Here is a 20,326-nt window from a genome sequence, read left to right on the forward strand (position 1 = left end):
GTAGTGAAACGGCAGGAACCTGTTAGATTCAAATTCGGCGGCAACATGAACAAACACCAAAACCACCGCACTCTTTATATAGCGTTGGGGAGTAATTCTGCAGACTTCCCATCTGTCTCTGCAGATATTCTCCACCGCGCTAACTTGCAGATTTCGAAAGATATAGGCAACATATCCAAAAGTAGCAATGTGTTCAAAACACCGTGTTTTCCGGCCGGAGCGGGGCCAGATTTTGCCAATGCCGTGATTGCTGTTTCCACTGATATGGACCTGCATTCCATTTTGGCAAATTTGCACAGAATCGAAGCGGATTTTGGCAGGGAGCGAACGCAGCGATGGGGGCAGCGGACGCTTGATCTCGATATTCTCGCAGATGGGGACGTAATCGCGCCAGATCTGCACACCTACCAGAGTTGGAAAGACCTGCCGCTTGATCAGCAGGCGAAGCTGGCACCCTCAGAGCTGATTCTGCCGCATCCGCGGATTCAAGATCGTGCGTTTGTGCTCGTTCCATGGCGGGAGATAGCGCCGGAGTGGCGTCATCCGGTTTTGGGGCGAACTGTTTCGGAGTTATGTGCGGCCTTGCCGGAGAAAGATCGTGCAGAAGTCGTCCCAATTGGCGGGGAAACTGCGGAAAAATAAGCGAATCTGCTTGTCAATAGACTCTGCATTGCGTAAGAGCGGGGCTTCCTAGGAACGCCTGCAACGATTGGAGTGCGCAGATGGCCCGCGTGACCGTAGAAGATTGTGTCGACAAAGTCCCGAACCGTTTTGAGCTGGTGATGCTTGCAGCGCACCGTGCGCGGGAGATTGCGTCTGGATCGCCGGTAACGGTTGATCGCGACAACGACAAGAATCCGGTCGTTTCCTTGCGCGAGATCGCTGACGAAACCCAGCAAGCTGGTGACCTGCGTGAGCGCATGATCGAGAGCTATCAGTCACAGATCGAGGTAGACGAGCCAGAAGAAGACGCAATGGCGCTTCTGATGGGTCAGGAATCCGACAAGCCGGAAGAAGACTCCATGGACGAGGAGAAGCTGCTGCGTGCTTTGATGGAAGCCCAAGGTCAGCGCTGATCGCGATTGGGAGACGCGAGATCAGATGACGACTGTCGATGACCTGATCGGACTGGTTCGCGCTTACAACCCCCGTACAAATGAAAAACTGATCCGCGATGCATTCTCCTTTGGTGAGGAAATGCATCAGGGTCAGTTTCGTCATTCTGGCGAGCCTTATTTTACCCATCCGGTAGCGGTTGCGGCCATTCTGGCCGAACAGCAGATGGACGATGCGACGATTATCACCGCGTTGCTGCATGACACGATCGAGGATACCAAAGCCTCGTTTTCCGTGGTTGAGAAACGCTTTGGCCGCGATATTGCGGACCTTGTGGATGGCGTCACAAAGCTGACCAATCTTCAGCTTTCATCGACTCAGACCAAACAGGCTGAGAATTTCCGCAAACTATTCATCGCGATGAGCCGTGATTTGCGAGTGACTCTGGTGAAGCTCGCTGACCGTTTGCACAACATGCGCACGATCAAGGCCATGCGACCTGACAAGCAGGGACAGAAGGCGCGGGAGACAATGGATATCTACGCTCCCTTGGCGGGACGCATGGGTATGCAGTGGATGCGCGAAGAGCTTGAGGATCTTGCATTTCGGGTTCTGAACCCAGAAGCGCGAAACTCGATTATCCGGCGCTTTATTACGTTGCAGCGCGAAACGGGCGATGTCGTTGAAAAAATCACCGCAGATATGCGGATCGAGCTTGAGAAGAATGATATTCGCGCCGAAGTCACTGGTCGGGCGAAAAAACCCTATTCGATCTGGCGCAAAATGCAGGAGAAGGATCAGGGGTTCTCGCGGTTGTCGGATATCTACGGATTCCGGATTATAACCGCGACAGAAGCGGACTGTTATCGTGTGCTGGGTGCGATCCACCAGCGTTGGCGCGCGGTTCCGGGGCGGTTCAAGGATTACATCAGCCAGCCGAAATCGAACGGGTACCGTTCGCTGCATACCACCGTTTCGGGACGTGACGGAAAAAGGGTGGAAGTGCAAATTCGAACCCGCGAGATGCACGAAGTTGCGGAGACAGGTGTTGCGGCGCACTGGTCTTACAAGAACGGTGAGCGGGTGGAAAACCGCTTTGCCGTTGATCCTGTGCGGTGGGTGACAGCGCTTTCAGAGCGACTTGACGAGAGCCATGACCATGACGAGTTCCTCGAAGCGGTCAAGCTCGAGATGTATCAGGATCAGGTGTTCTGTTTCACGCCGAAGGGCGATGTGATTAAGCTGCCGCGTGGTGCGACACCGATTGACTTTGCCTATGCCATTCACACGCGGATTGGCGCGGCTTGTGTCGGGGCAAAGGTGGACGGGCTACGGGTGCCGCTCTGGACGCGCCTGAAGAATGGGCAATCGGTTGATATCATCACGGCTGAAGGCCAGACACCGCAGGCTACATGGATTGATATTGCGGTGACCGGGCGTGCGAAAAGCGCCATCCGCCGTTCATTGCGTGAAGAAGACCGCGAACGGTTTATCAAGCTGGGCCGTGAGCTTGCGCGTGTGGCATTTGAAAACGTTGGCAAGAAGGCAACGACAAAAGCGCTTCGGACGGCCGCCAAGACACTTGGGATTGAAGGCGAAGAGGACGAGTTGCTCGCGCGTTTGGGAAGTGCTGAGACGACTTCGCGCGAAGTGGTTTTGGCAATTTACCCTGAGCTGGCGGAGCGCAAGGGCGAGGAGATCGAGGAAGCCCGAGCCGTGATCGGTCTGGACATTGATCAGGTGCATCGGCGCGCGCCGTGTTGCCAGCCCGTACCAGGCGAGCGGATCGTCGGCATTACTTTCCGTGGGCAAGGGGTCGTGGTGCACGCGATCGATTGCGCGGCGCTCGCGGACTATGAAGACCAGCCTGAACGATGGGTGGACCTACACTGGCAGGAAGGCACGCACAAATCGGTGAATACCGTGACTTTTGACATGACCATTTCAAATGATGCAGGCGTTTTGGGACGTATTTGCACATTGATCGGTGAGCAGAAGGCTAATATCTCGGATTTGACATTTGTTGATCGAAAGCCAGATTTCTACCGCCTTTTCCTTGATGTCGATCTGCGCGACGTGGAGCATCTGCACCGCGTGACGACGGCGCTGGAAGCAGAGACAAACGTCTCGTCGATCATTAGGCATCGCGATCCGCAGCGTGCGGCAAGTGTCGGGGAAGTATCCAAGGCCTGATAAAAAGGGGCGCAGTTTGGTTTTCAAGCGACGGGATCGACGCCCAATTTGGCAGGTGGTTACCCATGTCATCTATCCGCGAGGCGGATGGATGCGCGCGTTTGAGTACGTCAAGCACCGGTTACGGCGGCTTCCCGATACACCGGAGAAGATCTCGAGAGGTGTTGCGGCCGGCGTCTTTATTGCGTTCACGCCGCTCTTTGGCCTGCATTTCGTGCTTGCAGCGCTGATTGCCAAAATCATCCGTGGGAATATCATCGCAGCCATTCTGGGGACGTTTTTTGGCAATCCGCTCACTTATGTGCCGATAGCGGCGGTGTCCTTCGAGATGGGGCATTTGATCCTCGGGCGGCGGTTGCCGGAGGATGGCATCGAGTTGACCCTTGGCGAAACATTTGCGGGCGCGGGGCGTGATCTTTGGAGCAATTTCCTAGCGCTTTTCGGGCCGGAGCGGATGGATTGGCACCGGCTGGATATCTTTTATCGCGACATCTTTTTACCGTTTCTCGTTGGCGGGATTCTGCCCGGAATCGTGACGGGTATCGTGATGTATTATATCTCGGTTCCGGTGATCCGCGCCTATCAGAACCGCCGACGGAAGAAACTACGCGCTAAGCTTGCGCAATTAGGCAATAATCCTCATGACATGCATGATCAGGAACCCGATCCGCACTAGGTTGATCCGTGGTTCATAATGGAGTTTCGAATGAGCAAGCAGCGACTGGGTGTGAATATTGATCATGTTGCCACGGTGCGGAATGCGCGCGGTGGTGCGGTACCCGACCCGCTGAGGGCGGCGCAGCTTGCGGAAGAGGCTGGCGCCGACGGGATTACTGCGCATTTGCGCGAGGATCGCCGCCATATTACGGATGCGGATATCGACCGCTTGGTCGCTGGCTTGCGGGTGCCGCTGAACTTCGAGATGGCAGCCACGGACGAAATGCAGGCGATTGCATTGCGGCATAAACCGCATGCAGTTTGCATCGTGCCGGAAAAACGGGAAGAGCGCACCACGGAAGGCGGGCTTGACGTGCTGCGCGAGGAAAGCAGATTGGCGCGGTTTATCGAACCGCTGCGCGACGCTGGAAGCCGCGTTTCGATCTTTATCGGGGCGCAGGAGGCCCAGATTGCGGCGGCGGCGCGTATCGGGGCGGCGGTCGTCGAACTGCACACGGGTGCCTATTGCGACGCGCATGCCGAGGGGCGGACCGATGCGTGCGACGCTGAGTTGAAAGCGATCACCGAAATGGCTGCATACGCGCATTCGCTCGGGCTGGAAGTTCATGCGGGGCACGGGCTTTCTTACGAGACGGTACCGCCGATTGCGGCGCTTCCCGAAGTATTGGAGCTGAATATCGGGCATTTCCTGATTGGCGAGTCGATCTTTCGCGGGCTTGGACCGGCGATTGCGGAAATGCGCCGTTTGATGGACGCGGCGCGGGGCGCGTAATCCACATGATTTTGGGCATTGGCACTGATCTGGCGAATATTGAGCGTATCGAAGGAACGCTGGATCGCTTTGGCGACCGGTTTCGCAATCGTGTCTTTACCGAAGTGGAACAGCGCAAGGCCGAGCGCCGCCGCGATGTGGCGGGAACCTATGCGAAGCGCTGGGCGGCGAAAGAGGCTTGCTCCAAGGCGCTTGGCACCGGTTTGCGCATGGGCATTGCGTGGAAGGATATGGCCGTCAGTAACTTGCGGACGGGTCAGCCCGTGATGCATGTGACGGGTTGGGCCAAGCAGCGGCTGGATGACATGACGCCTGCGGGACATGAGGCCATTATCCATGTCACATTGACCGACGATCACCCTTGGGCGCAAGCATTCGTGGTGATTGAAGCACGGCCAATAGTAACGGAATAAGGGCCGCTTGCTTGACTCGCAGCGGATGCGCCCCCATTGAAGCGGCAGGCAGTCGAGAAGGAACCAGAAGATGAGCGAAGAGACCACGGAGAGTGGCGTTTGGGCGAGCATCAAGGAAACGGTCAAAACAGTGGTATATGCGCTGTTGATCGCAGGTGTTTTCCGGACTCTGTTTTTCCAGCCTTTTTGGATCCCTTCCGGCTCCATGAAGGATACGTTGTTGATCGGTGACTTCCTTTTCGTCAACAAGATGGCTTACGGCTATTCCTACGCCTCATGTCCGTCGATCCGGCTCCCCTCGATTGGTATTGATATCGACGCTGAGGATTTCTGTGGTTTCCTCAAGGGTGATAACGATCGGATTTTGGGTTCCGAGCCGGAGCGTGGAGATGTCGTCGTATTCCGGCATCCGGTGACGGGGTTGGACTTCATCAAGCGGTTGGTCGGCATGCCCGGTGATCGGATTGCGATGATCGATGGTGTTCTACATATAAATGACCAAGCGGTCGGATTGGTGCCGGATGGAGCATTTGGCGAACTTTCCGAACGGCAGGGGCCGCAGGGGCAGTTCCCCATTTGCATGGGTGGGCTCCGAGCACCCGAGGGTGAAATTTGTTATAAAGAAAAGTACATTGAGACTTTGCCGAACGGAGTATCGCATTCCGTTTTGAATTTCATGACCCGAGAGACTGACAATGTCGGCGTGTTTACCGTGCCTGAAGGGCATTACTTCTTCATGGGTGATAATCGGGACAACTCGACGGATAGCCGTGTGGCGCAGGAAAACCGGGGCGTCGGTTTCGTGCCGTATGAAGACATTGTCGGGCGTGCCGATCGGGTGATGTTCTCGTCGGCGGGGAGGTCCATGCTGGCATTCTGGACTTGGCGGAGCGACCGGTTCTTCCACCCGATTGACTAGGGTAGAGGCAGACATGCGCGCGACGCTTAATCCGCTGCGCCTGTTTATTGCGGGCTTTGATTGGAGCGGCCGGACAGGGCGGCTCCAGTTGCTTGTGGTATTTTTTATGACGCTGGCGCCATCAGCCGCATTTCTTTTGGGTCAGCTCTACACCCGTTTTCCGCGCTGGGTGGATATCCTGCTGATCTTGGTTCTTGGAATTCTGACCATACCGCAGATCGGGCATGTCCTGCGGCGGCTGAACGATACCGGGCGCTCGGGTTGGTGGGTTTGGGCAGCATTGGTGCCATATACCGCTGTGCCGCTTTGGCTTTACCTTCTGTTCAAAGGTCCGAGCTACGCCCGCCCGTCCAGCGAGCTATCGACCGCGCGTTCAGTCGGGTTCGTATTGACCATTTTCCTCGCGGTTCTCATGGCCTCGCGCGTGTTCTGGACACCGTTTACGATCCCCACCGGCAGCATGAAACCGGCGCTACTGGTTGGGGACTACGTTATTGCAACTGTTGACCGGCGCTTGCCCGAGCGCGGTGATGTGATTGTGTTCTACAGTTCTGTTCGCGGTCAGATGCTGGTGAAGCGTGCTATTGGACTGCCAGGTGACAGGGTGCAGATGGCGGATGCTGTGGTTCTTCTTAACGGGGAGGCGCTGCCGCAAACAGATGCCGGACTTTTTACCGAGACGATGGTGAAACAAGGGTCTATGGGACTGTTCCCACGGTGCTATAATGGGGCGGTCGGAACGGGAGCGCTTTGTGAAAAGCGGATGTTTACAGAAAGGCTGCCTTCAGGACGAAGCCATGAGGTGCTCAACATCGGGGATACCGCGTTGGATACGACAACCGAAATGACCGTGCCTGCGGGGCATGTGCTTGTCCTCGGAGACAACCGCGACAATTCAAGCGACAGCCGGATTGCGCGCGCGGCGGGCGGTGTTGGTTTGGTTCCGCAGGACGCGCTTGTCGGACATGTGCGGCGCGTGCTGTTTTCGACGGAGGGGGCATCTCCCTGGGCCATCTGGAACTTGCGCTGGGATCGGTTTCTGGAGGGGGTTCGATGAAGTTGTCACGCGAGCTTCAGGCATTTTGCGAACGGTTGGGGCATCAATTTGAAAACCCAGAGCTTCTGGTGCGGGCGCTGACGCATCCTTCGATGACATCGCCACATCGTGACAATAATCAAAGGCTGGAATTCCTTGGGGACAGGGTTTTGGGATTGGTGATGGCTGAGGCGCTGTTTGAAGCCGATATGGGTGCAGCGGAGGGGATCCTTGCCCCGCGGTTCAACGCCCTCGTCAGGAAAGAGACATGCGCGGCTGTGGCCAGAGAAATTGATCTGGGTGCCGTGCTGAAGCTTGGGCGCTCGGAAATGAAATCGGGTGGCCGGCGGAAAGATGCGCTTTTGGGTGACGCGATGGAAGCGACGATTGCCGCTGTCTATCGTGATGCTGGTTTCGAGGCGGCGCGGCGGCTGGTGCTGCGGCTTTGGGGCGCGCGTATCGAGACGGTAGAGGAAGACGCCAGAGATCCGAAAACCGCCCTACAGGAGTGGGTGCAGGCGAATGGCGAGCCGCCGCCGAAATATGTTGAAACCGCGCGTTCTGGCCCTGATCATCAACCTGTCTTTACGATCGTCGTGCAATTGGCAAATGGCGAAACCGAAACCGGCAGTGCCGGCTCGAAACGCCAGGCGGAACAAGCGGCCGCCCGTGCGATGCTCGCAAAGCTAGAAAAGAGCGCAGGATAGGCGATGACCGCCTGTTGCCTGACGCGATAAAATGAATGGACCGATTATGACCACACGCGCCGGATTTGTAGCCTTCATCGGCGAGCCCAATGCAGGGAAATCGACCCTGACGAACTGGATGGTCGGGGCCAAGGTTTCGATCGTGACGCATAAGGTGCAGACGACGCGCGCCCGCATTCGTGGCGTGGCACTGGAAGGTGACGCGCAGCTTGTTATCGTCGATACGCCGGGCCTGTTTCGGCCACGCAGACGCTTGGACCGTGCGATGGTCGCGGCGGCGTGGAGCGGTGTGGCTGATGCTGATGTCGTGGTGTTGTTGGTTGAAGCGCATAGGGGCATTACCGACGGTGTGCAGGCAATCCTTGATGCGTTGTCGGAGCGGGTTGGGAAGGCAAAGATCGCTTTGGCTATCAACAAGATTGACCGCGTTCAAAGCGAGGTGTTGTTGAAGCTGACCGAGGATTTGAATGCGGCATATCCTTTTGCCAAGACATTCATGATTTCGGCTGAAAAGGGCTATGGCTGTGCCGATCTGAAGAAATGGTTGGCCGACGAAATGCCAGAAGGGCCGTGGTTCTACCCCGAGGACCAAATTGCGGATCTGCCACTGCGGATGATTGCTGCGGAGATGACCCGCGAGAAGTTGACGCTGCGGCTCCATCAAGAACTGCCTTATCAGCTCACCGTCGAAACGGAGAACTGGGAAGAGCGGGGGGACGGGTCTGCGCGGATCGATCAGATGATCTATGTGGCGCGCGACGGGCATAAGGGCATCATCCTTGGTAAGAAGGGGGAGACGGTGAAGGCTGTCTCCAAGGCTGCGCGCGAAGAGCTTGAAGAGTTTCTGGGGCGCAAGGTGCATTTGTTCCTTCAGGTGAAGGTGCGCCCGAACTGGCTGGAAGAGGCTGACCGATATTCCGAAATGGGGCTGGACTTCAGGGATGGTAATTCTTGAGGTTAACCGCTGATGTCTGGGTGTCGGCCTATCTTGCGCGGCTGAGGGCGTTGGCGATCCCTGCCTTTGTGGTGGCGCGGGGTGACAAGACGGCAGGGGCCGTTCTGGTCAAGCTCAATACGCTCGACGGGCAAGCGCGGGCTTTTCAAAGAAGCGTTGACCTGATGACCGGCGCGCGCACTTGGATGGTGCTTGTTGAAGGGGCGGAGGCGGAGGTGGATGCCTCGATCCAGAAACAGCGCAGTTTCGACACTGATCTTTGGGTGATCGAGGTGGAAGACCGCGATGGACGGCACTTGTTGGGTGAAGAAGGTCTTGAGTAGTCTCTGCTTGTCTGCCGCTTCGAAGCATGGCCTGATGCGGACATGATTGAGTGGCGGGATCAGGGGATTTTGCTTTCGGCGCGCCCGCATGGGGAATCGGCGGCGATTGTGGAAGTGTTGACCGAGCAGAAAGGGCGGCACGCCGGTGTTGTGCGTGGTGGAGCGAGCCGCAAATTGGCGCCTGTTTTGCAGACAGGCGCGCAGCTTGATCTCACATGGAAAGCGCGGTTGGAGGATCACCTCGGGAGCTTTTCGGTCGAGTTGATCAAGAGCCGTTCGGCGGCGGCGATGGGGGATCGGCTCTCTTTGGCTGGTGTCGCCGCAGTCGCGTCACTTCTGGTATCTGTGCTACCTGAGCGGGAGAGCCATACGGCGCTGTATTGGCGGACCGTTGGACTGTTTGACATGTTGGGCGATACAGCGCTCTGGCCCTTGGCCTATCTGCGCTGGGAAATGGCATTGTTGGAGGAGCTGGGCTTCGGTCTTGATCTTTCGGCCTGCGCTGCGACGGGGATCAATGAGGAACTGACGTATATCTCGCCCAAATCGGGGAGGGCTGTTAGTGCGCAGGGCGCTGGAGACTGGGCAGCACGGTTGCTGCCGTTACCGCCGGTGATGAAGGGTGAAGGCGACGGGTCGCCTGACGAAATCGTTCAAGCGCTGGGAACAACGGGGTATTTTCTGGAGCACAAGCTCTTTGCGGCTTTGGGAAAAAAGAGCCTGCCGGAGGCGCGGCATAGGGTGATTGCGGCGATCGGGCGGCTGGCCTAGTCCTGCGCGCGGAAGACCATTTTACCATCTTCGGTGTTCGAGAGGATCAGGATGTCGCCTGATGCTTCAGCGAGGGTCATGCTTTGGAGTGCGCGAAGGAATGCAGCTTCATCGGCCAGTTCGGGACAGGCGCGGCGGGTGACGGCAAGCGGACCCAGTTCGAACCATGGATAGGGGACAGTGATCGGGCCGGAGTAAGAGTTACATGGAGCGGAACCGGCAACCCGCCCCGGTTCGGGGAATTGCAGAGTGGCTTTTGATGGGAAGGGCTGCCCATCAATTTCCTCAAGGAGGAACACCCGTTCCATCGCCGCGAAGGCGGCGGCGGTTTCGTCCTTGTTGCAGCCCACCAGGAGCAGGAGAGCGATTAAGAGGGTGAAGTACTTCATCCCCACATTCTGCGGCGGAACGACGCGCGGCGCCAGTCCCTCGCTTAATCGAGGAGCCTGCGCGCGATCACTTGTGCCTGAATCTCGGCGGCGCCCTCGAAGATATTCAGAATGCGTGCATCACAGAGGATGCGGGAAATCTGATATTCCAGCGCGAAGCCATTGCCGCCGTGGATTTGCAAGCCATTGTCAGCGGCGGCCCATGCCACCCGAGCGCCGAGAAGCTTTGCCATACCTGCCTCAAGGTCGCAGCGGCGGTCGGCGTCTTTCTCGCGGGCGCTGTGGTAGGTCAGCTGGCGGGCAATCATCAGCTCAACAGCCATCATCGCCAGTTTGCCCGAAACGCGGGGGAAGTTGATCAGCGGCTTGCCGAACTGCTTCCTATCTTGCGCGTATTGCAGCGATATATCGAGCGCGGATTGCGCTACACCGATCGCCCGCGCCGCAGTCTGGATGCGGGCGCTTTCGAACGTTTGCATAAGTTGTTTGAAGCCTTTGCCTTCTGCGCCGCCAAGGAGGTTCTCGCCTTTGACATGGAAATTGTCGAAGCCAAGTTCGTATTCTTTCATGCCGCGATAGCCCAAGACCTCAATCTCGCCTCCGGTCATGCCCTCGGTGGGGAAGGGGTTTTCGTCCGTTCCGGGCGTTTTTTCCGCGAGGAACATCGACAGGCCGCGATAGTCGGAGGTTTCGGGATCGGTGCGGGCGAGAAGGGTCATCACATGGGTACGCGCCGCGTGTGTGATCCATGTCTTGTTGCCGGTGATCTTGTAGTCGTCGTTTTCATCCTTCACCGCGCGGGTGCGCAGGGCGCCGAGATCGGAGCCGGTATTCGGTTCGGTGAAGACGGCGGTGGGAAGTTTGGAGCCGGCGGCAAGCTCGGGGAGCCACTTCTCTTTCTGCTCTTGCGTGCCGCCGGCGATGATCAGTTCGGCAGCGATTTCGGAGCGGGTGCCGAGGCTGCCGACGCCGATATAGCCGCGGCTCAGTTCCTCTGAAACGACACACATAGATGCTTTGGAAAGTCCGAGGCCGCCGAACTCTTCGGGGATCGTCAGGCCGAAGACGCCCATTTCGGCAAGTTCGTCGATGATCTCCATTGGAATCAGTTCGTCGTTGAGATGCCACTCATGCGCGTGTGGTGCGACGCGCTCTTGGGTGTAGCGGCGGAATTGATCGCGGATCATTTCCAGCTCTTCATCAAGACCAGTTGCGCCGAAGGTTGTTTCTGCCGAGCGCTCCTGAATGAGTGCGACCAACCGTACGCGGGCGGCTTGTGTATTGCCGTTCATGCGGAGGCTGTTGATCTCGGGGGTAAGCAGGCTTGCAGCATCGAGGCCCAGATCATTGAGGCGCATGATCTCGCCTTGGCTCATGGGGATGCCACCAACGATCTGGTTGAGGTACTCGCCAAAGCCGATTTGAAGGATCAGGCCCTCTATCTCGCCGAAGCGTGCGTCCTCGGTGAGAGATTCGGCCCAGTTTGCCATTTGCCGAAGCGACTCGACATAAGTTGCGAGCCACGCGACGCCGTGCGCCATAGACTGATGCTGCTCAATCGCGGAGGACGAGATGCGACCGTCTTTTGTGACCGCGTTTCTAAGGGTTTGGATCGCTTGTTCGAGGAGCGTTTCGCAAGGGGCGACGGCAGCACGGCACAATGCAATGATGTCATCAAGCTGTGTGGGAATGGTCATCGTCATATCCTGTCCGTCATGTGCCATCGCGAAGACTCCTTTTTGCTACCGCAGCAATAATTGCTTTGCATCCGCAGCGCAACAAAAATACAAAATAAACCTATTTTTGCGCAGCAAAATGACTTCTTGAAATTGAAGATTGGTGCTGCGCATATCGCGTGATCAAGGTAGATCATTCTCATGGATATGGTCTTGGCTTCCCTTTCGGTCCAGCTTTTCTTTGCCGCATGTGTCGTCGCATTCGTAGCAGGGACGGTGAAAGGTATCGTCGGGTTTGCCATGCCGATCCTGATGATCTCGGGAATGTCGACGTTTATTGCACCGGATCTTGCGCTCGCGGGGCTTATTTTGCCGACGCTCGTCACCAACATCTATCAGGCAGGGCGGCAGGGGCCGCGAGAGGCTTGGCGAACGATTGTGCAGTTTCGCATTTTCCTCATCGCGGGGGGGATCACCCTCGCGCTTGGGGCACAGCTTGTCGTCGTGTTGGAGCGCGAATTGATGTTCATTGTGATAGGCGCGCCGGTTCTGCTTTTCGTTTCGCTCCAGCTGCTGGGATGGCGCCCCCGCTTGCAAAGACGCTCCACGCCGGTTGATACAACGGTCGGGGCGATTGCAGGGTTGTCAGGCGGTATGTCTGGTGTCTGGGGCCCGCCGACGATCCTTTACCTTACGGCGCTGGATATCCCGAAAATCGAACATGTGCGGGTGCAGGGTGTTGTTTACGGTCTTGGTTCGGTTTTGCTGGTTGTTGCGCATATCAAATCAGGCATTCTGAACTGGGATACCGCGCCCTTTTCGCTTGCGCTGATCATTCCTGCAACCTTGGGGATGGCGGTCGGGCTGAAGGTGCATGACCGTTTTGATCAGCAGACTTTTCGTAAGGTGACAATGATCGTGCTGCTGATCGCAGCGGCCAATCTTCTGCGCCGCGGAATAATGGGGTGAGCTTCCACCCATGAAGCAAAAGGCCCCGCGCGATGCGGGGCCTTGAACTTTGCCTGAAGACGAGACGATTCAGCCTATCGCGGCTGCTTTTACGTCTTCGTCGATGTAGGGGACGTATTGTTCGAAGTTTTCTGCGAACATTTCCACCAGTCTTGTGGCTTGTTTGTCATAGGCTTCTTTGTCTGCCCAAGTGCTGCGCGGGTCGAGGAGGCTGCTGTCGACGCCTGCAACAGTTACTGGAACATCAAAGCCGAAGTTCGGGTCTTTGCGGAAGGTTGCCTCGGTCAGGGAGCCGTCGAGGGCCGCAGAAAGCAAGGCGCGGGTTGCTTTGATCGGCATCCGCGATCCGGTTCCATAGGCGCCGCCGGTCCAGCCTGTGTTGACCAGCCAGCAGGTCGCGCCGTGGGCCGCGATCTTCTCTTGAAGCAGCTTGCCGTATTCCTCGGGACGGCGCGGCATGAAGGGGGCGCCGAAACAAGTTGAGAAGGTGGGCTCAGGCTCTGTTACGCCACGCTCGGTTCCTGCGACCTTGGAGGTGAAGCCCGACAGGAAGTGATACATCGCCTGAGCTGGCGTGAGCCGCGCGATCGGAGGCAAGACACCGAAAGCATCACAGGTGAGCATGATGATGTTCTTCGGGTGGCCACCGAGGGCAGTGCTGGATGCGTTGGAGATGTATTCCAGCGGGTAGGCGCACCGCATGTTCGCGGTCAGGCTGGTGTCGTTGAAATCCAGTTCCTTCGTTTCGGCATCGTAGACCATGTTTTCGATCACGGTGCCGAACTTCTGGGTAGTGGCATAGATTTCAGGTTCTGCCTCTGGGTCGAGGCCGATGGTCTTGGCGTAGCAGCCGCCTTCGAAGTTGAAAGTGCCACGCTCGGACCAGCCGTGTTCGTCGTCACCGATTAGCACGCGGCCCGGATCTGCGGAGAGTGTTGTCTTACCGGTTCCAGAAAGGCCGAAGAATACCGCTGTATCAACAGGGTTGCCCACTGCGTGGTTGGCCGAGCAGTGCATCGGCATGATGCCCTTCTCTGGCAACAGGTAGTTGAGTAGGGAGAAGACCGACTTCTTGTTCTCACCCGCGTATTCGGTGCCACCGATAAGGATGAGCTTGCGGTCAAAATTCAGCGCGATGACCGTGTCGCTGCGGCAGCCGTGCTTCTCGGGGTCTGCCTTGAAGGAGGGGCAGTTGATGATCGTGAAATCCGGGGTGAAGGAATTGAGTTCCTCGCGCTCGGGCCTGCGCAGCAAGTGACGGATGAACAAGCCGTGCCAAGCCAGTTCCGTGACTACACGGACGTCTAGCCGGTGAGCGGGGTCAGCACCGCCGAACAAATCTTGCACATAGAATTTGCCGCCACCCATGTGGGCGATCATGTCATCGTAAAGGCGGTCGAATGCATCCGCCTCCATCGGGGCATTGTTATCCCACCAGATGGTGTTTTCGGTGCTTGAGGTGCGAACAACGTGTTTGTCTTTGGGAGAGCGTCCGGTGAACTTGCCTGTGGAGACGAGAAACGTTCCGCCTTGGCCAATTTCGCCTTCGCCGTTCTTGACGGCTTCGCTCATCAAATCCGGCTCGATCAGGTTGTAATAGACATAACCGAGCCCCGTGATGCCTTGGTTCTCAAGCTTCATGGTGGGGTTGACCCGTCCGGTTTCCATTGTCTGTCTCCTGATAGTGAACCGCCAACTCGGTTCCGTGGGTTCACATAGCATCATGATTTTCTTTAAGAAAAGAACCGGTTGTCGCAGTTAGCGCAACCAATTGCGTGTTAGCGCAACCAATATGGGATGCCGTTCAGCCCTGCGGCAAAAAAGTCATTATTGAGGCATTTTTTACCACTCGAACGACTCAATGCTGGGGTCACGCGAGATTGTGATTGATTCGATTCGCCAAAAAGGCGAGAATCACTGGAAAAATTGGCAGGCATTAAACGAGCAATAAGGGGTTCAAGCCCATGCACAAGATCGCTTTGGTCGACGATGACCGCAATATTCTTTCTTCCGTATCAATGACTTTGGAAGCCGAAGGTTTCGAGGTCCAGACGTATAACGACGGACAGGCTGCGCTTGATGCGTTTAACAAGAAACTGCCTGATATGGCGGTTCTTGATATCAAAATGCCACGAATGGATGGCATGGACCTTTTGCAGCGGCTGCGGCAAAAGACGTCGATGCCGGTCATTTTCCTGACCTCAAAGGACGACGAGATTGACGAAGTTTTGGGCCTGCGAATGGGCGCGGATGACTACGTCAAGAAGCCGTTCAGTCAACGCCTTCTGGTTGAACGCATCCGCGCGCTGCTGCGCCGTCAGGAGGTGATTGCAGGGGATGGGGGCGAACCTGCGGAAGATGCAAAGGTCATGACGCGGGGCGATCTGACCATGGACCCGCTTCGCCATGCGGTGAAGTGGAAGGGTAGGGATGTTTCTCTCACAGTGACAGAGTTCCTTCTACTTCAGGCGCTTGCGCAACGCCCCGGATTCGTGAAGAGCCGCGATCAGTTGATGGACGTCGCTTACGATGATCAGGTCTATGTAGATGACCGGACGATCGACAGCCATATCAAGCGGCTGCGTAAAAAGATGCGTCAAGCGGACGACGAATTTTCGGCAATCGAGACGCTTTATGGTATCGGATACAGGTACAACGAAGAATAGGGGATGACGATCGCACCCAAGATCGACGTTCGGGATTTGAAGTCCGTCCGCAGCGCGGCGCGGAAATCGCCCAATGTTGCGCTTGGTGAGGACTTTGTCTCGCCTGATCGTACCCATGACAAAGAGCTGCAATCGCAGAGAAACCGACGGGGGCTTATCACGCTCAATAGGTCGCCGCTGGCGCGAAAGATCATCACCTTTAATTTGTTGGGGATGATCATTTTGGTGGCGGGTGTGCTTTTACTGACCCCCTCACGCGACAACCTCGCGTTCCAGCGGGCCAAAGGCTTGGTTAACGAAGCGGAGCTGATCGCAGATGTTTTCGAGGTGCAACTGCCGGCAAATGGAGCGGCTGAACTTGCTGCGGCGGCGGAGGTTGATGTCAGGCGTATTCTAGACGGGCTCGATCTGCGTGATGGTGTCGAGGTCTTTGTTTTTGACAGGGCTGGAACGCTGGTTGCGACCCGTCGGGCGCCTGTCAGCGGCGAGGTAGGCGGCCTATCGATCGACGACGGCGGCACCTTTATCACTGATCTTCTCAACTCAGGGTGGGAGCGCATCATTGGGTTGATCTCGCAGGGGAGTGAGCCCAAAACCCGCGTCATGCGGGAAGAAGAAGCGCGTTCGGTGCTCGAATTGGCGATGTCTCTGGGTACCCAAGCTCGCACCGACCTCGATGCGGCTGGGGGCGCGGTATTCCTCGTTTCGACGCCTATTCAGTTGTCCGGTGCGCCGGTTGGGGTCGTCTCTGTCGTCTCGGCGGCGGGGGAGGTCGATTCGCTTTTCCGACGTGAGCGCGAAATCATTTTGCAGATGTTCGTGGTCGGGATTGTGGTATCAATCGGGCTCAGTTTGATATTGGCTTCAACCATCGCAAACCCGCTGGCGGACCTTGCTGCCGCTGCAGAATTAGGGCGGGACAAAAATGCGCGGAAAATGTCACCCAGCCGGATCAGGATACCTGACCTGACCGCACGACCGGACGAAATAGGGCGGCTGTCGGCCGCGCTGCGCGGCATGGTAGCGGCGCTTTATGAGCGGATTGATGGGAACGAACAGTTTGCAGCTGATGTGGCGCATGAGATCAAGAACCCCCTAGCATCATTGCGGTCCGCTGTGGGGACGATGCGGGTCGCCAAACGAGAAGACCAACGAGAAAAAATGCTCGAAATTATCGAGCATGATGTGCGGCGGTTGGATAGATTGGTAAGTGACATTTCCAATGCGTCGCGATTGGACAGTGAATTGGTTAAGGAAGAAGAAGAACAGTTCAACTTGCTGAAGATGATCGGCAACATCAATGAGTTCCTTGGCCGTGAGGCGCAAGAGAAGGGTATTGAGTTCATCACGGATATGCCCTTAGAACCGTTGATGTTCACGGGATTGGAAGGGCGGCTGGCGCAGGTTTTCGTCAACCTGATAACCAACGCCATTTCGTTTTGCGAGGATGGCGACGCAATTCGCGTTTGGGCTCGAAAGCGAGACAACCGCATTCTGGTGGTGGTTGAGGATACCGGACCGGGTATTCCGGACGAGGCACTGTCCAAGATATTCAAGCGTTTTTACTCGGAGCGGCCGGAAAAACAGTTCGGCAATAACTCGGGCCTTGGGCTCGCGATTTCCAAGCAAATTGTGGAAGCGCATGGCGGTGTGATTTGGGCTGAAAACATCCGCCCGACCGAAGCGGACCCGGGTTCTGACCCGCTGGGCGCGCGGTTTGTTGTCGGACTTCCGATTTAGCGGGCGCACGATGCCCGAACCCAGCCCGATACATGCCACAACAGTCGCGATCGACGGTAAAGGAGTGCTCATTCGTGGGCCCTCCGGATCGGGGAAAACCGCGCTGGCGATCGAATTGATATCCCTCGGTGCCAAGCTTGTGGCCGATGACAGAACAATCGTGGTTCGAGAAGGTGAACGGATTGTCGCGCGATGCCCCGATACGCTGCGCGGTTTGATCGAAGCGCGCCATATTGGCATTCTGAATGCTCCATTCGAAGAAGAATGCACCATCACGCTGGTGGTTGATCTTTCAAAGGCGGAGCAAGAAAGGCTGCCGCCATTGCGAACGACAGAACTAGCAGGGCAGAAAGTGACGTTACTGTACAAAGGTGCAGGAAGCGCTTTCGCGGCTTCAATCCGGCACTACATTCTTTATGGTCGGAACCTAGGCGTTTGAGAACTCGAGAGCAGCGTGGATCAAGAACAAACCCAGCGCGTACTTTTTGTCACGGGACCATCCGGTGCCGGGAGGTCGACGACCGTGAATGCGCTGGAGGATTTGGGCTATGAGGCGCTCGATAACTTCCCCCTCAGCCTGATTGATGCGCTGCTAACCGGAAAGCCGTTGGCGCGGCCTTTGGTCCTCGGCATCGACGTACGTAATCGTGATTTCAATGTTGATGGGCTGTTGTCGGTTCTGAAGCATCTTGAGGATGATACGCGGTATGATCCTCAACTGCTGTTTCTGGATTGTGCCGAGGACAGGCTTGTTGCGCGGTTCTCGGAAACACGGCGGCGGCATCCATTGGCACCGGAAGATGCGCCAGTCGTGGGGATTCGCCGCGAAATGCAATTGCTACCGCCGGTTCGAGAGCGCGCTGACTTTGTCATCGATACGACGCAGATGACGCCGCATGACCTGCGGGATGAGCTGTTGCGCTGGTTCGGGAACGAAGGCAACGCGATCATGGGGGTGACGCTACATTCTTTCTCCTTCAAGCGCGGCCTCCCGAGCGGGCTTGATATGGTTTTTGACTGTCGTTTCCTGCGTAATCCTCACTGGGATCCTATGCTGCGTGAAAAGGACGGACGGGATGATCAGGTTGCGGATTTTGTGCGCCTAGATGAAAGGTTCGCACCTTTTGAAGGCCATGTCCTAGGGCTGATGGAGACGTTGCTTCCGGCATTCCAAGAGGAGGGAAAAACCCACCTTTCGGTTGGCTTTGGCTGTACGGGCGGGAAACATCGGTCGGTTATGATGCTCGAAACTGTCTATCGCGCCCTTGCAGAAAAAGGGTGGCAGGTGTCTAAGAGGCACCGAGAGCTAGAAAGAATGATCGAGGAACCGTTGAGCAAGAGGGGACCTTCTTCGTGATTGGGATCGTGATTGTTGCCCATGGCGGATTGGCGCGGGAATACCTAGCGGCTATCGAGCATGTTGTGGGCGTACAGCCGGGCATACAGGCTATTGCCATCGCTCCGGACGATGATCGCGCGGTCAAGCAAGACGAAATTTGCAACGCGGCTGACACAGTCGACACCGGAGATGGTGTGGTCATTGTTACTGATATCTTTGGCGGTTCTCCATCAAACCTCTCGCTGCGTGCATGCAGTCTAGCTAATCGTCGTATTCTTTACGGCATGAACCTTCCCATGTTGATCAAGCTGGCAAAGTGCCGGAGCAAATCCGTACCTGATGCCGTTGAAGCCGCGCTTGTTGCAGGGCGGAAGTATATTAACAGCCATACCGTTTCATCAGACATGGGTTTTCAATCATGAACTCGCGCGAATTAGAGATTGTGAATATCAAAGGGCTACACGCGCGTGCGTCAGCGAAATTGTCGGAATTGGTTGAACAATTCGATGCCTCTGCGACTGTCTCCAAAGATGGTTTGTCCACTGGGGGGGACAGCATCATGGGGCTTTTGATGTTGGCGGCCTCAAAAGGTAGCAAAATAGAGGTCTCGACCGCCGGAAACGATGCTGAGGCCTTAATGGAGGCGATTGCCGCATTGGTGGCGAACAAATTCGACGAAGAAAACTGACCTAGCGTTTTAACCCGCTGCCAGCACGATCTAGCGCGTGGGGACGGGCATATCACCGCGGTAGTCATAGAAACCACGTTGAGTTTTACGACCCAGCCATCCGGCTTCGACATATTTTGTCAGCAGCGGGCAGGGACGGTATTTCGTGTCTGCAAGACCGTCATGTAGAACGTTCATGATCGCAAGGCAGGTATCCAGACCGATGAAATCGGCCAGTTCCAGCGGCCCCATCGGATGGTTGGCGCCGAGTTTCATGGACGTGTCGATAGAGGCTACTGAACCGACCCCCTCGTACAGTGCGTAGACCGCTTCGTTGATCATGGGCATCAGGATGCGGTTGACGATGAATGCGGGGAAATCCTCTGATGAAGATGCGGTTTTTCCGAGCCGCTCGACCACGGCATGACAGGCCTTAGCGGTTGCATCATCGGTGGCGATTCCGCGGATCAGCTCAACCAGTTGCATCACTGGAACAGGGTTCATGAAATGGAAGCCCATGAACTTTTCCGGCCGGTCCGTACGGCTGGCAAGACGGGTGATCGATATCGACGAGGTGTTGGTGGTGAGGATCGTCTCGGGTTTGATATGAGGTAGCAGGTCTTCGAAGATCGCAGTTTTGATTGTTTCGCGCTCAGTTGCGGCTTCGATGATCAAGTCATTGGGGCCTAGATCAGTCAGAACAGGCGTAGTTTTGATTCGATTCAAAGCGCCCGTTTTTTCAGCCTCTGTAATCAGATCCCTTGAAACCTGACGGTCGAGATTTCGGGTGATCAGCGCCAATGCGTTTTGAAGCGCTTGTTCGCTTATGTCCGTCATGGTGACGTTGAAACCTGCGAGCGCAAATACATGCGCGATGCCATTGCCCATCTGCCCCGCGCCGACAATACCGACGTTCTGGATTTCCATGACGATCAACCTTTCATGCTGCACCCGCACATTAGGCGCAGCTAGCCTACCCTTCAAGGGCGATGACCTTTGAAAGTTCGTTACAAAATGGAACTTTAACAGGTTGGAAGGTTTTCCCGCCAATTCTCCC

General features: G+C 56.5%; 23 protein-coding genes. 19 read left to right on the plus strand and 4 right to left on the minus strand.

Features of this window, described 5'->3' with window-relative positions:
• Positions 1-45 precede the first annotated feature (45 nt).
• From folK to recO, 12 genes are all read left to right on the plus strand, one after another.
• A complete protein-coding gene (gene folK, locus AB1E42_RS02600; protein WP_368345443.1) occupies positions 46-642 on the plus strand; it encodes a 2-amino-4-hydroxy-6-hydroxymethyldihydropteridine diphosphokinase in 597 nt (198 codons plus the stop codon).
• A gap of 80 nt (positions 643-722) precedes the next feature.
• Positions 723-1,076 (plus strand): DNA-directed RNA polymerase subunit omega, encoded by a 354-nt coding sequence (gene rpoZ / locus AB1E42_RS02605; protein WP_368345444.1) that lies wholly within the window; start codon positions 723-725, stop codon positions 1,074-1,076.
• Positions 1,077-1,101: 25 nt separating this feature from the next.
• A complete protein-coding gene (locus AB1E42_RS02610) occupies positions 1,102-3,249 on the plus strand; it encodes a bifunctional (p)ppGpp synthetase/guanosine-3',5'-bis(diphosphate) 3'-pyrophosphohydrolase (protein ID WP_368345445.1) in 2,148 nt (715 codons plus the stop codon).
• 91 nt (positions 3,250-3,340) lie between these two features.
• Positions 3,341-3,925: a DUF2062 domain-containing protein gene (locus tag AB1E42_RS02615; protein WP_368345446.1), complete on the plus strand. Its 585-nt coding sequence runs from the start codon at positions 3,341-3,343 to the stop codon at positions 3,923-3,925.
• A 30-nt stretch (positions 3,926-3,955) separates the two neighbouring features.
• On the plus strand, positions 3,956-4,699 hold the full coding sequence (locus AB1E42_RS02620; RefSeq protein WP_368345447.1) for a pyridoxine 5'-phosphate synthase: 744 nt from the start codon (positions 3,956-3,958) through the stop codon (positions 4,697-4,699).
• 5 nt (positions 4,700-4,704) lie between these two features.
• Positions 4,705-5,112: a holo-ACP synthase gene (acpS, locus tag AB1E42_RS02625; RefSeq protein WP_368345448.1), complete on the plus strand. Its 408-nt coding sequence runs from the start codon at positions 4,705-4,707 to the stop codon at positions 5,110-5,112.
• Between the two features lie 70 nt (positions 5,113-5,182).
• A complete protein-coding gene (gene lepB, locus AB1E42_RS02630; RefSeq protein ID WP_368345449.1) occupies positions 5,183-6,031 on the plus strand; it encodes a signal peptidase I in 849 nt (282 codons plus the stop codon).
• 13 nt (positions 6,032-6,044) lie between these two features.
• Positions 6,045-7,088 (plus strand): signal peptidase I, encoded by a 1,044-nt coding sequence (gene lepB, locus AB1E42_RS02635; protein ID WP_368345450.1) that lies wholly within the window; start codon positions 6,045-6,047, stop codon positions 7,086-7,088.
• Positions 7,085-7,774 (plus strand): ribonuclease III, encoded by a 690-nt coding sequence (gene rnc, locus AB1E42_RS02640; RefSeq protein WP_368345451.1) that lies wholly within the window; start codon positions 7,085-7,087, stop codon positions 7,772-7,774. Before lepB (AB1E42_RS02635) ends, rnc begins: the two co-directional genes overlap by 4 nt.
• Positions 7,775-7,820: 46 nt before the next feature.
• Positions 7,821-8,729 carry a GTPase Era gene (gene era / locus AB1E42_RS02645; protein ID WP_368345452.1) on the plus strand — a complete coding sequence of 303 codons (909 nt, stop codon included), beginning with the start codon at positions 7,821-7,823 and terminating at the stop codon, positions 8,727-8,729.
• A complete protein-coding gene (locus tag AB1E42_RS02650; protein WP_368345453.1) occupies positions 8,726-9,052 on the plus strand; it encodes a DUF1491 family protein in 327 nt (108 codons plus the stop codon). The genes era and AB1E42_RS02650 overlap by 4 nt, the downstream gene beginning before the upstream one ends.
• 45 nt (positions 9,053-9,097) lie before the next feature.
• Positions 9,098-9,823, plus strand: coding sequence for a DNA repair protein RecO (gene recO, locus AB1E42_RS02655; RefSeq protein ID WP_368346355.1), 726 nt, complete (start codon positions 9,098-9,100; stop codon positions 9,821-9,823).
• Here the strand turns inward: recO and AB1E42_RS02660 are convergent.
• Together AB1E42_RS02660 and AB1E42_RS02665 are read right to left on the minus strand one after the other, a co-directional pair.
• Positions 9,820-10,212, minus strand: a complete 393-nt coding sequence (locus AB1E42_RS02660) for an META domain-containing protein (RefSeq protein ID WP_368345454.1) — start codon at positions 10,210-10,212, stop codon at positions 9,820-9,822. The two genes, recO and AB1E42_RS02660, sit on opposite strands and share 4 nt — an antisense overlap.
• A 44-nt stretch (positions 10,213-10,256) precedes the next feature.
• Entirely contained in the window at positions 10,257-11,936 is a 1,680-nt protein-coding gene (locus AB1E42_RS02665; RefSeq protein ID WP_368345455.1) for an acyl-CoA dehydrogenase family protein, read from the minus strand.
• A 153-nt stretch (positions 11,937-12,089) separates the two neighbouring features.
• On the opposite strand from AB1E42_RS02665, the gene AB1E42_RS02670 reads away from it, so the two are divergent.
• A complete protein-coding gene (locus tag AB1E42_RS02670) occupies positions 12,090-12,857 on the plus strand; it encodes a sulfite exporter TauE/SafE family protein (protein WP_368345456.1) in 768 nt (255 codons plus the stop codon).
• A gap of 69 nt (positions 12,858-12,926) precedes the next feature.
• On the opposite strand, the gene AB1E42_RS02675 is transcribed toward AB1E42_RS02670, so the two are convergent.
• Positions 12,927-14,525, minus strand: a complete 1,599-nt coding sequence (locus AB1E42_RS02675) for a phosphoenolpyruvate carboxykinase (RefSeq protein ID WP_368345457.1) — start codon at positions 14,523-14,525, stop codon at positions 12,927-12,929.
• A 296-nt stretch (positions 14,526-14,821) separates the two neighbouring features.
• Here AB1E42_RS02675 and AB1E42_RS02680 point away from each other — a divergent pair, with 296 nt between their 5' ends.
• Genes AB1E42_RS02680 through AB1E42_RS02705 form a run of 6 tightly spaced genes read left to right on the plus strand, consistent with a single transcriptional unit; the run spans position 14,822 to position 19,290 of the window.
• On the plus strand, positions 14,822-15,523 hold the full coding sequence (locus tag AB1E42_RS02680) for a response regulator transcription factor (RefSeq protein WP_368345458.1): 702 nt from the start codon (positions 14,822-14,824) through the stop codon (positions 15,521-15,523).
• Between the two features lie 3 nt (positions 15,524-15,526).
• Positions 15,527-17,263 carry a sensor N-terminal transmembrane domain-containing protein gene (locus tag AB1E42_RS02685; RefSeq protein ID WP_368345459.1) on the plus strand — a complete coding sequence of 579 codons (1,737 nt, stop codon included), beginning with the start codon at positions 15,527-15,529 and terminating at the stop codon, positions 17,261-17,263.
• Positions 17,264-17,273: 10 nt separating this feature from the next.
• A complete protein-coding gene (locus AB1E42_RS02690) occupies positions 17,274-17,702 on the plus strand; it encodes an HPr kinase/phosphorylase (protein ID WP_368345460.1) in 429 nt (142 codons plus the stop codon).
• Between the two features lie 15 nt (positions 17,703-17,717).
• Positions 17,718-18,620, plus strand: a complete 903-nt coding sequence (rapZ, locus tag AB1E42_RS02695; RefSeq protein WP_368345461.1) for an RNase adapter RapZ — start codon at positions 17,718-17,720, stop codon at positions 18,618-18,620.
• Entirely contained in the window at positions 18,617-19,024 is a 408-nt protein-coding gene (locus tag AB1E42_RS02700) for a PTS sugar transporter subunit IIA (protein ID WP_368345462.1), read from the plus strand. Before rapZ ends, AB1E42_RS02700 begins: the two co-directional genes overlap by 4 nt.
• Positions 19,021-19,290, plus strand: coding sequence for an HPr family phosphocarrier protein (locus AB1E42_RS02705; protein WP_368345463.1), 270 nt, complete (start codon positions 19,021-19,023; stop codon positions 19,288-19,290). The genes AB1E42_RS02700 and AB1E42_RS02705 overlap by 4 nt, the downstream gene beginning before the upstream one ends.
• Positions 19,291-19,320: 30 nt before the next feature.
• Here the strand turns inward: AB1E42_RS02705 and AB1E42_RS02710 are convergent, their stop codons facing one another.
• Entirely contained in the window at positions 19,321-20,196 is an 876-nt protein-coding gene (locus AB1E42_RS02710; protein WP_368345464.1) for a 3-hydroxybutyryl-CoA dehydrogenase, read from the minus strand.
• Between the last annotated feature and the right edge of the window lie 130 nt (positions 20,197-20,326).

The organism is Pelagovum sp. HNIBRBA483, from assembly GCF_040931995.1.
Taxonomy (GTDB): Bacteria; Pseudomonadota; Alphaproteobacteria; order Rhodobacterales; family Rhodobacteraceae; genus JAEPMR01.